General features: G+C 69.1%; 9 protein-coding genes and 2 pseudogenes. 3 read left to right on the top strand and 8 right to left on the bottom strand.

Annotated elements, in window-relative coordinates:
• Both lanKC and ACFFNX_RS39700 read right to left on the bottom strand, forming a co-directional pair.
• A partial coding sequence (lanKC, locus tag ACFFNX_RS39705; RefSeq protein ID WP_378211309.1) for a class III lanthionine synthetase LanKC occupies positions 1–1,775 on the bottom strand: 1,775 nt, incomplete at its 3' end.
• A gap of 731 nt (positions 1,776–2,506) precedes the next feature.
• Positions 2,507–3,382 carry a helix-turn-helix domain-containing protein gene (locus tag ACFFNX_RS39700; protein WP_378211308.1) on the bottom strand — a complete coding sequence of 292 codons (876 nt, stop codon included), beginning with the start codon at positions 3,380–3,382 and terminating at the stop codon, positions 2,507–2,509.
• A gap of 699 nt (positions 3,383–4,081) precedes the next feature.
• On the opposite strand from ACFFNX_RS39700, the gene ACFFNX_RS39695 reads away from it, so the two are divergent.
• Positions 4,082–4,291, top strand: a complete 210-nt coding sequence (locus ACFFNX_RS39695; protein WP_378211307.1) for a hypothetical protein — start codon at positions 4,082–4,084, stop codon at positions 4,289–4,291.
• On the opposite strand, the gene ACFFNX_RS39690 is transcribed toward ACFFNX_RS39695, so the two are convergent.
• The 3 genes from ACFFNX_RS39690 to sppA form a co-directional block, all read right to left on the bottom strand.
• Positions 4,272–4,757, bottom strand: coding sequence for a flavin reductase family protein (locus ACFFNX_RS39690; protein ID WP_378211306.1), 486 nt, complete (start codon positions 4,755–4,757; stop codon positions 4,272–4,274). The two genes, ACFFNX_RS39695 and ACFFNX_RS39690, sit on opposite strands and share 20 nt — an antisense overlap.
• A 388-nt stretch (positions 4,758–5,145) precedes the next feature.
• Positions 5,146–5,295: a hypothetical protein gene (locus ACFFNX_RS39685; protein ID WP_378211304.1), complete on the bottom strand. Its 150-nt coding sequence runs from the start codon at positions 5,293–5,295 to the stop codon at positions 5,146–5,148.
• Positions 5,292–6,995, bottom strand: a complete 1,704-nt coding sequence (gene sppA, locus ACFFNX_RS39680; protein WP_378211303.1) for a signal peptide peptidase SppA — start codon at positions 6,993–6,995, stop codon at positions 5,292–5,294. The genes ACFFNX_RS39685 and sppA overlap by 4 nt, the downstream gene beginning before the upstream one ends.
• A gap of 105 nt (positions 6,996–7,100) precedes the next feature.
• Here sppA and ACFFNX_RS39675 point away from each other — a divergent pair, with 105 nt between their 5' ends.
• Positions 7,101–7,724 (top strand): prepilin peptidase, encoded by a 624-nt coding sequence (locus ACFFNX_RS39675; RefSeq protein WP_378211302.1) that lies wholly within the window; start codon positions 7,101–7,103, stop codon positions 7,722–7,724.
• A 128-nt stretch (positions 7,725–7,852) separates the two neighbouring features.
• Here the strand turns inward: ACFFNX_RS39675 and ACFFNX_RS52445 are convergent.
• Positions 7,853–8,795: pseudogene (locus ACFFNX_RS52445) on the bottom strand (IS256 family transposase); the annotation flags it as partial.
• A 164-nt stretch (positions 8,796–8,959) separates the two neighbouring features.
• Positions 8,960–9,499, bottom strand: coding sequence for a hypothetical protein (locus ACFFNX_RS39650; RefSeq protein ID WP_378211301.1), 540 nt, complete (start codon positions 9,497–9,499; stop codon positions 8,960–8,962).
• 659 nt (positions 9,500–10,158) lie between these two features.
• Between ACFFNX_RS39650 and ACFFNX_RS39645 the strand changes: the two genes are divergently transcribed.
• On the top strand, positions 10,159–10,662 hold the full coding sequence (locus ACFFNX_RS39645; RefSeq protein WP_378211300.1) for a GNAT family N-acetyltransferase: 504 nt from the start codon (positions 10,159–10,161) through the stop codon (positions 10,660–10,662).
• Here ACFFNX_RS39645 and ACFFNX_RS39640 read toward each other — a convergent pair.
• A pseudogene (locus tag ACFFNX_RS39640) lies at positions 10,659–11,315 on the bottom strand (integrase core domain-containing protein); the annotation flags it as partial. The gene ACFFNX_RS39645 and the pseudogene ACFFNX_RS39640 overlap by 4 nt on opposite strands.

The raw sequence follows: 11,315 nt of genomic DNA, 5'->3' as shown, positions 1-11,315 counted from the left end.
CCGAGGCAGATGTCGATGACCCGGGTCGCGGCGTCGAGGTGCCCGAGGTGGGCCAGGCCGTACGCGGCGCCGTGCAGCCCGTCGTACAGGCCGAGACCGGTGCCGCGCGGCGGGTCCGTCGCGTGGTCGGCGAGCCACTCCACATGCTGGGCCCGTACGCCGCAGCCGGTGACGTCGAGCGCGTACAGGACGCCGGCCGCGCCGTAGGCCAGGCCGAGCCCGCCGCTGCCGAACTGCTGGATGTCGCCGGGGAACAGCCGGTCGTCGCGGCCCGGCGTGGCGCTGGCGAGGATCGCGGTGCCGAGGGCGTCGCGCGCATCCCTCCAGCCGGTTGGCTCCGGGGCGAACCGGGGGATCGGGTGCCGGCCCGGCTCGCCCCGGGTGATCTCCTCGACCGCCTGCTGGAGGTACCCCTCGGGGACGGGGAACCACTCGGCGATCACCTCCGCCAGGTGCGCGGCCTTGGCGAGGTCGAGCATGAAAAGGTTCGTCGTCGGCGTGAACAGCGCGATCTTCAGGCAGGCGAGGCCGTACCGGTCGATCGCCGTGCCGCGCCGGTCGGGCGGCGCCAGGAAGCCGGGGTTGGCAAGGGTCTGGCGGCGCCGCTCGTTGGCCGGCGCCGCAGCCTCGAAGTCGATCAGGGACACCGTGTCGTCGGGCGCCACCATGATGTTGAACATGTGCAGGTCGTTGAACGCGACTCCGCGCGCGTGCACCTTCCGGATGATCCGTTCCGTGCCCGCGTAGATCCTCATCGCCCACTCGGTGTACGCGGCGAGGTCGCCCGGGTCCGGCTCGGGGTCCAGCAGGGGGTGCCGCTGGGCGAAGAAGGTGTTGAGCGGGCGGCCCTCGACGAACTCCTCGACGAGGAAGTGGTGCTCGCCGACGACGAAGTAGTCGAGCGCCGCGGGCACCCCGTCGATGCCGGAGAGGAGCCGCAGGATGTCGTGCTCCCGCCGGATCCGCGCGACGGCGTCGGCGCCGTCGGCGGCGAGCCCCGCATGCGGCCGGCCCTCCTTGAGCACCACCTTGCGGCCCGTACGGGTGTCCTCGCCGACGTACACACCGCCGCCGTTGGAGAAGTGGAGCGCCTCTTTGATCGCGTACGGGATGCCGGTCATGGTGACGGCGTTGCGCGCCGCCAGGTGCGGGGCGAGGCAGGCGGGCAGCGGCACCCAGGAGGGCACGGTGAAGACCGGGTTGCGACGGTCGGGAACGAGGCGTCCCTCCCCGTCCTCGATCGCGGCCACCAGCCGGCCGTCCTCATCCTCACAATGGCGTTCGATGAACCCGCCGTACCGGACGTAAAGGGGGCCTTCGCCGATCCGGAGGTCGCTGAGAATGTACGGTCCGGGCTCCCCTTCGAGAATGTCTCCGAGCTCGGTGAGAAGGGTCTCGAGCTCCGCCTCGTCGCGCGGGTAGATGGTGACGAGTTTCCCGCTGGCGCCCCGGGGCGAGTATTTCGCATTCCGCATGAGCAGCATGTTCTCGCTGCGCAGGTGCTTGAAGGAGACGCCACGGGGGACGCAGTGGTCGCGGACGCGTACGAGCACGTCGGAGGCGTTCTCGTGGCCGGCGGAAACGTGGATCTTCCAGCCCTGCGCGGGAATGTCCTGCGCCGGAGGGACGTAGATGACCCATTCACCGTTCCGCACTCGCTGCCAGCCGTCGGGGAGCGGGTCGTCGACGATGGCGAAAGCCGGGCTCTCCTGTCCGTCGAGGACGTCATAGAAGAGCCTGTCCTTCAGGCAATACACTTCGTACTGCTTTTCCACCGCTGCGTCCTCTGCTCTTCGACACCGGGGGGCGAACGTCGGATGCGACCGTTCGTTCCGAGACCAGAGACTCGCAGGCCGGGTTGGTGAAACCTAGGGACAAGTGTCACTAATGGCCTGTGAACTTATCCCATAGGGCTAAGTGAGTCACTCCAGGTAAGAGCGGTGGTCATGGCCATACTTCCTGCATGGGGCGAGTTGCGGGGTATTTAGGACGCGCCAAATGGCGGGTCATCGATGCATCATGGCCATGACGCTGCTTATCGCTCTATGTCGGATACATGGCTATCTGGCGTCGAGTCGCGCGGGTGCCGCCGGGGCCCCGTGGGGGCGTCGGCCGGCGGCGTTCGCGACCGCCGGGGGCCGCTGGAGGCGGGGCCCGGCCGGCGCGAAGTGATCTTCCGGGCGAGTTTGCCGATCATCCTTCAGCCGTCGGGGCGGCTCAGGTAGATTCGGTCCGCCCGTAGCGTTCGACGCACATGCATGCGGGTATTACTCTGCGTGACTATGTGGGCTGCCTGCGGCAGCCCATCTGAAGTTTGAGGAGAGGGCAATGGCGGCCGATCCAGATTCGCTCATACTCGCCGAACCTTGGCGAAAGGGCTCGCGCAGTGGTGGCGGCGGCTGCGTGGAGGCCGCTCGCGTGGCGATGCCCCACCCTCGACCGGTCGACACGCCGATCAGCGCGGAAGGCGACATCTCCCGATAACCGGGGGCCGAGTCCCCATCGTTCATCCGTCGGCGGCCGTATCGCCTTCCATTCGCGCGGCGGCCGCTTTGATGAACTCGATGGTCTCGTCTTCGCGCAGTGCCAATTGCCGCAGGTGGTCGAACGCTTCGAGATATTCGGCCACCTCCTCGCTCTCGGTGACCGTCACCGGCTTTTGCGTATTCTCCAGGTACAGCACGCCGGGCGGACCCATCTCGAATCCGAGCACGGTGAACTCACCGCGCATGCCGAAATGTGCCCCCTTCTCGAAGGGGATCAGCTCGATCGTGATGTCGGGGCGGCGGGCGAACTCGAGCAGCTGGGCGAGCTGGCGCGGCATGATGCCCTGGTCGCGCTGGCCGCCGACCCTGCGCCGGATGACGGCCTCGTCCAGGACGTAGTGCTGTTGCGGGAGATCCTCCCGGCTGAACATCCTGTCCTGCCGCTGCATGCGGACCTCGATCACCGTCTCGGCGACCGGCTGGGGCTTGTACTCGATGGTCAGCGCCCGCGCGTAGGCCTCGGTCTGCAACAGGCCGGGGACGAGGAGCGGGCTGAACGAGCGGATGAACGAGGCGCCGAGCTCGTACCCCAGGTAGGTCGAGTAGGCGTCGTCCAGATGATCGCGGTAGAGAGTCCACCAGCCGCGTTCTCGTGCGCCACGGGCCAGCGTGGACAGCGCCGCGATCCGCTCCTCGTCGGTCACGCCGTAGTGGCGCAGCAGCGCGTGCAGGTCGGTCGTCGAGATGCGGACGTTGCCGCCTTCGATGCGGATCAGCTTCGACGCGGACCAGTCGAGTGCCCGGGCTACCTCGTCCTGGGTCTTGCCGGCGTCGCGCCGGAGCCGCTGGAGCTCGGCGGTGAGGCGTGCGCGCTGAACGACGGGGCCGGGGTCCACGGCATCTCTCCCCTCGCGGGCGAAGATCGAGAATCCGGAGGGCTCGGCCGGGCATCTCGCTCTCTGCTGCCTTCCAACGCGCTTAGATTAAATCAGCGAGGTGGCAATGTGCCATACCTATTTCGAGCGAGGTGGCAAGCGTCCACCCGGCGGTCCGGCACGTCACATGAATTGATCATGGCGGGATCGTTCCAATGAAATTCCGTGCCGACCCGAAATGGGGGACCGGCCGGGCGGGGCGATGGCCGTCGTGTTCCTTGTCGCCGCAGGTCGATACTTGATCACGCTGGGCGGATCGCCTATTTTCCGCCGCCGAGACGGTGGGATTCGCCCGGCCGGCCGGGGTGGTGCCTTCTGTCGGTGTGCGTGCTGGCCTTTCGCCACCTGGCCACCGGCGAGGCCGTGCGATGCCGGTCGGCCTGACGCCGTCGGGCGCGGCGGCAGGCGGCGGTGCGGCCACCGGCGCCGCGCGGGCAGGCGGGACGCGGGGAGGCATCGCGGTGGGAGGCGGCCCGGCGGTACGCATTCTGGAATATGAAGAATGGCGTGCTGCCGCCTTACTTCATGGCAAATAAACAGTAGGCGACCTGCGATATTGCATTTATTTAAATCCGTTGATATGGCGCGATGATGCGCTAATATTGCTTTTAGCGGAAGGGTAGACGGGAGCTGTTCTTCCGTAAAGGAGGTGAGATTTTCATGCTCATGCTCATCCTGATCGTCGCGATCGTCGCCGTGTTCATCGGAATTCGTTCCGAGCGCGCGCGCCAGGCTCACCAGATGTGGGGCAGCTACAAGGCCCGCATCGAGTCCATGCGCGGGCTGCGGATGAAGGAGACGCTGAACACCATCTTCGGCATCTGCGCCCTCGTGCTGGTCGTCATCATGGTCACCGGTATCGGCGGTTGACGCGGATCAGCGGAGGCCGGTCCGCGGCGATGTGGTCGACCGAGAGGACCTCGGCGACGAAGAGCACATGGTCGCCGGCCGGCACCCGCTGACGGGTCTCGCACTCGAACGCGGCCAGGCCGTCATCCGTGATCAGAGCGTCGGACAGCCGCCCCCGATGATGCGGGACGCTCGCGATGAGCAGCCGGGCGCTCGGGCGCCCGGCCGCCGCGAACCGCCCGGCGATGGCCCGCTGCGCCGCCGACAGCACGGTCACCGCCCATCGGTCGCATCGCCCGAGCACCTCGGCGAGGTACGACTCGTTCGCCACCGCGATCATGACCAGCGGCGGGTCGAGCGACACGGACGAGAACGCCGTCAGCGTGGTACCGATGTCGTCTCGCCCGTCGCGCACGGTCACCACCACGACACCGGTCGCGAAGACCGCGAGCGCGTCGGTGAAGTCCCGCGACGGGACCTCCTCCACGGTGATCCTCCTTCACACCGACGGTTCCAGGGTGCGTTCCCTGGGCCGGAACAACGAATGATCTGAGGGGAGGCGACGAAGTCGCCGACCCCTCGGTGGCCGTTTCGGTGGCCGTTCTCGGTGGCCGTTCTCGGTGGCCGTTCTCGGTGGCCGTTCTCGGTGGCCGTTCTCGGTGGCCGTCGGCCGACGCTGCGTAGGAGGACCCCGGTCGCCGGATGTCGGCCGTGCGAGGTGCTCCGCCGATGAGTCTCGCAGGACTTCCGGCCGTCGGTGCGTTGCCGAAAGGTGTGCGGGCTCGTAAGGCCGCCGCCCCGCAGTCGCCGTCGCGGGTCGCCGGGGTCCGATAAGCGCCGTTCGCGCCGGTTCGATCGTCCCGTGCGGTGACACGTCACCCGGCCGTCGTTTCGGCGCTCCCGGTGCCATCGTGGCGCTCCAGCGTGGCGAGCGGCATGCCGCCGTGCAGGTCCGCGCCGCGCGGCTCGTCGGTCCCCACCGAAAGAACCGGCGCGGTGTGGCCCTCCTCGCCCCTCGCCGTCACACGATCTCCCACGTGCCCGGCAGCATCAGTGGGCCGCCGGACGGCAGGCCCACGCGGGCCGCGACGGTGGACAGCGGGCCCCAGGCGTCGAGGCGGGCGGTGGCGGCGGTGCGGTCCTCGCTCGACTCCGCCGGGCGCAGGCGGTCGACCGGCGACACGTGCGGGTACAGGCGCACCGGGGCGTCCACCGCCAGGCCGGCCTTCTTGCGGGCCAGGTCCAGTGCCTGCCCGAGGCCGCCGAGCTCGTCCACCAGGCCACGCTCGTGGGCGTCCGCGCCGGTCCAGACCCGGCCTCGTGCCAGGGAGTCGACGCGTTCGCGCGGCAGGTCGCGGCCCTCGGCCACCTTGCCGACGAAGTCGTCGTAGATGCGGTCCAGGAAAGAGTTGACCCGGCCCCACTCCTCATCGGTGAAGTCGCGGGTCGGCGCGTACATCCGCGCGTGCGCGCCCTGCTCGACACTGTCCAGGCCGATGCCGAGGCGGCCGAGCAGGTCGCCGACGACGGGCTTGCCGAACACGACGCCGATGGAGCCGGTGAGCGTGCCCGGCTGGGCGACGATCACGGTCGCGGGGGCGGCGACGAAGTAGCCGCCCGACGCGGCCACGTTGCCCATCGACACGATCACCGGCTTGCCGGCCTTGCGAGCCAGCACGATCTCCCGCCAGATCGTGTCGGAGGCGACGTACGAGCCGCCGGGGGAGTCGACGCGGAACACGATCGCCTTGATCTTGTCGTCGCGGACCGCCGCGCGGATGGCCGTCGCGATCGTGTCCGATCCCATGGACGACCCCTGGCCGGGCATGGCGCCGCGTCCGCTGCGGCCGAGCCGGATCGGGCCCTGGCCCTGGATCAGCGCGACCCCGTCCTGCCGCTGCCGCGGCAGCCGCTTCGCCAGCCCCTGGGCGCGGTTGTACCGGGCGACGTAGCGCAGCCGCGCGTCGGCGTCGCCGACGGCCGCGCGCACGTCGGCGTACACCTCGTCGCGGTAGGCCAGCTTGTCGACCAGCCCGGCCTCCAGCGCCTCGGCGCCCAGGAGCGGCGCATGGTCGATCAGCTCGCGTACGCGCTCCTCCGCGAGCCCGCGTCCCGCGGCGACGCCCGCCACCACCTGTTCCCCGGTGGAGGCGACCAGGCGGCCGGACATCTCCTTGTGCTCGGGCGTGTAGGCGCGCTCCATGAACGTGTTGGCGGCCGTCTTGTACTCGTGGCGCTTCGCGAAGCGCGGCGTGACGCCGATCTTGCCGAGCGCCTCGTTGAAGAACGGCTCCTCCAGCGCGACCCCGGTGAGCGCCAGGTCGCCGGACGGCTGGAGGTAGATCCGCTCGAACGCGGTCGCCAGGTAGTACGGGACGGTGCCGCGGCCGGTCTCGCCGAACGACTCCGCCCACGCCACCGCCAGCTTGCCCGCGTCGCGGAACGCGCGGACCGCGTCGCGCAGCTCCTGGGCCATCGCCAGCCCGATACGGTGACCGCCGATCCGGACGACGAGCGCGCGGACCCGCGGGTCCGTACGGGCCCGGCGCAGGCCTCCGAGGACGTCGCGCAGATGAGTGCGGCGCATGCTGAGCAGGGCCGACACCGGGTCGGCCGGCTGTCCCTCCACGATCCCGTCGGTCAGGTCCAACTCCAGGATCAGCGCGGCGTTGCGCCGATCACGGGCGTCTTTGAGCAGGTCAACGACTGATCCGGCATCCACCATGAGCCAACTCTATGTGCGCCGTGCCGCGCGTGGACCTTTCTCGGGCAACCGCGTCCGGCGCCGGGACCGCTATCCTCCCGTCGGGCGGTACGGGGAGGCGGGTCCGTGGACATCTGGCTGGTGCCGCTGTGCGCCGTCGGCGGAGCGATCGCCGGCCGGCTCGCCGCACCGCTGGCCGAGCGCTACTTCGAGCGACCCATGCGCTGGGCGCGGCCCGGCATCGCCCTCACGATGGCGGTGACGTTCGGGGCGCTGGCCTGGCGCTTCGGCGGGCGGGCCGAGCTGCTCGCCTTCCTCTACCTCGCCGCCGTCGGCTCGCTCCTGGCCTTCGTCGACGTCGCGGTCAAGCGGCTCCCCGACCCGTACACCCTGCCGTCCTACCTCAACGGACCGGCGCTGCTGGGCGTCGCCGTGCTCACCGAAGGTCATCCCGTACGCCTGGTGCACGCCCTGATCGGGCTGGCGGTGCTGTGGGCCCTGTACGCCGTGCAGCACCTGGTCGCGCCGGGAGCGATCGGCTGGGGCGACGTCAAGCTGTCCGGCGTGCTCGGCCTCTACCTCGGCTGGCTCGGCGCGGCGGCGTGGTGGCTCGGCGTGCTCGCCGGGTTCGTGCTCGGCGGCCTGTACGCGGCGGTGCTGCTGATCACGCGGCGGGGCTCGCGGAAGACCGAGATCCCGTTCGGGCCGTTCATGCTCGCCGGAGCCCTGGCCGGCATCCTGCTGACCTGAGACGTAGGTTCCAGATTCTGATGTCCCTTGTCTGGCCCGTAGGACATCGAAGCTGGACTACGAACGCTACAGCCGGATAGTGAAGTGTGCACTCTGCGTTCAACGAGTCCCTAGCCCGGTTCTTGTGTGGGTTTGCGGATGACGAGGTAGAGGACCTTGAGTGTGGCGTGGTCGGTGGGGAAGTGCCGGCGTCGGTGGGTGGCCTGGCGGAACCGGGCGTTCAGCGACTCGATGGCGTTGGTGGTGTGGATGATCTTGCGGATCTGTGGGGAGAAGGCCGGGAACGGGGTGAACTGTTCCCAGGCCGAATGCCGCAACCGGGTGATCGCCGGATACCTTGGCGCGCCACGCGGCTTCGAGGTCGGCGAAGCGGGCTTCGGCGGCATCGGCGGTGGGTGCGGTGTAGATCTCGTGCAGGTGTTTGGTGATCTGGCTCCAGTGGCCGTTGGCGGCATAGCGCAGCGAGGCCCGCACCAGGTGCACCACGCGCTGCCGGTGGTGGCCTGGGGCCGGATCTGGTTGATCGCCTCCGGCAGACCCTTCAAGCCATCGCAGCAGGCGATGCACACATCGGCGATGCCGCGGTTCTTCACCTCGGCCAGCACACCCATCCAGTACTCGGCGCCCTCCCCGCCGGTGCCCACCCACAGACCCGGCACGTCACGCTCACCATGGCGATCGATGCCCACGGCGACGTAGATCGGACAGTTGGCCACCTGGCCATCGCGGATCTTCACATGTAGGGCGTCGATCAACACCACCGGGTAAACCGCATCGAGGGGGCGGGACTGCCATCCCGCCAGTTCCTCGCCCGACCCGGCCGATCACCCGCGAGATCAGATCACGGGAGACCCCCACGTCATAGATCTCCGCCAAGTGCGCCCGGATCCCGCCGGTGGTCAGCCCCTTTGGCATATCGAACCCTTCGACCCGACGGGCGTGCTCGGGCACGATCTTCGGCTCGAACTCAGCCACCCGATCGCGTCGGACCCGCAACGAGACCGGACCGACCTCGGTCAGAACCGTCTTGGCGATCCCGGCCAGCAACCCGTTCGGCCCGACCAGCAACACCCCCTAAGCCCTGGCCTGCTCGATGTCGTCTTCAGCATCGGCCACAGTGATCCTTCCCGGCCGGAGCGTCAGCTCCAGCCTGCCGGATCACCAGCCCGCCCACGATCTTTCAGACAGTCCCCCGCCCGGCAGGTGACCGAGATGCGAGGCGGACGAGGGCCGGGTCAGTGCACGTCGTACGGGAGCTCGAAGTCCGGGCCGGTCTGCTTGCTGATAACGGCGAGGGTGATGCGCTGTGCTGGGAGTTTCATGTACTTGTCCGCGGATGGCTTGCTTACGTACTGGCATCGGTACTGGGTGCGCTGGTTGAGCGGCACCAGCGTCTTCTCCGGTAGGTCGCCGCAGCGCAGGTCGGTGCCGTTCTGGGCTTGCGAGACGTAGAAGGCGCGAAGGACACCGGCGCGGGACAAGATTCCGGTGGAGGGGACCGCGTCGTAGGGCACGAGGAGGTCACTGGAAGAGCCCTTGATGGTGACGGTCCACGGGACGCGCAGGCCGGAGTAGTCGACGGTGCAGTGCACGGTCGCCCCCTGGGCCACGACGAGCGTGGATCGGTCACACGTTGCGCTGGTCTTCGCCGCGCTGCCGGCCATCGCCACCGTGTACGCTTCTAGCTGGTATTTGATGCGCGTCAGGAACGACGTGTCGATGGACGGCGACCGGCCGATCACCTTCGGCGCCGCGGTGGAACTTGGCGTCGGCACCGGCGATCCGATCGGCGGGTCAGAATGCCCTTTCTCCGGTTTTTCCGAGCCGCCGCATCCGGCGAGAGTAAGACCCAGCGCTCCCATTGCCAAAAATCTGCGCATAGTGGAGCAATCTAGAGGACGGACACGGTCGCATCACGAGCGACGCCGCATCCTCGAACGCTGCGGCTTCATCAGCACACGCCCAGACGCACTGGCCCGCCCGATCACTTCCGCAGCACCAAGAAGAGCCACTACTCCTTCGCTTCGTCGACCGGCCACGGGTCCGCCAAGGCGGCCGAAGTCCGGGCCTGGGCCCGCAGGCAACGGAATCGATGTCCCGTCGCGAGTTCGGATCCGCACCGAAGTCATGGACGCCTGGCACGCCGCTCACTCGCAGTGATAGCCGTCAACGGCCCCGAACAGACCTGCGACCGGCGGTCCAGGGTGCTGACTGTCAAGCTCAGGACACGAAAGGGGACACGAGACCTGGACGCCGCACGGGGGCCGGTTCGCCGGACACCGCGGAACCGCTCAGGTCATGTCGACGCCAGGGGACGGAAGGCTCCGGAGCTGACCTGAGAGCCCGTGATGTCCCTGGTGGGAGCCACCTGATGCGGCACTGGGCCGGGCCCCTGCGCTATCGTTATGTCACTCAGAGTGATCGGAGGCGTCCCATGAAGACCGCATCGGCGGCCGAACACGTCGAGGTCGTGCTGCGCCCGCCGTCGTCCGGCGACTTCGGCTGGGTGGTCCAGCGACACGGAGCCCTGTACGCCGCCGAGTACGGGTGGGACGAGACCTTCGAGGCCCTGGTCGCCCGCATCGTCGCCGACTACGTCGAGCGCCGCGGTCCCGGCGACGCCGCCTGGATCGCCGAGGTGGACGGTGAGCGGGTGGGGTGCGTGTTCTGCGTGCGCGGCTCCGATCGGGAGGCCCGGCTGCGCCTGCTGCTGGTCGATCCCTCCGCGCGCGGCCGGGGGGTCGGCGCCGCCCTGGTCGAAGAGTGCGTCGAGTTCGCCCGCCGGGCGGGCTACCGCGAGCTGACCCTGTGGACCAACGACGTGCTCACCGCGGCCCGCAGGATCTACGAGCGGGCCGGCTTCACGCTGGTGAAGGAAGGGCCGCACCACAGCTTCGGGCACGACCTCGTCGAACAGACCTGGCGGCTGGAGCTCTAGCTGTACTGCCCAGGGACGTTGGTCAAGCGGGTGGTGGGTGGTTGGCCGCCGGTTGTGGTGGGGTCGGTGGTGATTGTAGAAGTGGAGCCAGGCCGGGAGGGCTTTGCGGCGGGCTTGTTCTGAGCGGTAGAAGCGGCCCAGTGCCCAGCCGTCGGCGAGGGTGTGGTGGAAGCGTTCGGCTTTGCCGTTGGTTTGCGGCCGGTAGGGCCGGGTCTTTTTCGGGACGATGCCTGGCTCGGCGCAGGCCTGGTGCCAGGCCTGGGATCGGCAGGCCGCGTTCGGTGGTGGTGCCGTGGGCGGTGAACCAGGTCACCGCGTTGCGCGGGACGCCGATGGCGGTGGTGGCTTTTTCGTCTTCGTGGATTTCGGCGTAGGCGACGCGTGCGTGGTCATCGACGACGGTGTGGACGTAGGCCGTGCCCAGGCGGGATTCCGTAATTCCGTAACGGGCGTTGCGGGCACCGGTGCGCTTGGCGGTGGTCTCGCGGTTGCGTTTGCCCTGGGCCCGGCCGGCGTAGCGCCAGCCGCCGCCATCCGGGGGATGTCGCCGGGCTTTTTCACGTCCACATGCAACATGACGCCCGAGGTGGGTGTGTTCGCAGCGGCGGATCGGCTCGCCGGTGGCCCGGTCGATATGAGACAGCCGGTTCAGC

Source organism: Actinoallomurus acaciae, assembly GCF_042429965.1.
Lineage (GTDB): Bacteria > Actinomycetota > Actinomycetes > Streptosporangiales > Streptosporangiaceae > Actinoallomurus > Actinoallomurus acaciae.
This window is presented reverse-complemented; position numbering and strand designations above follow the sequence as displayed.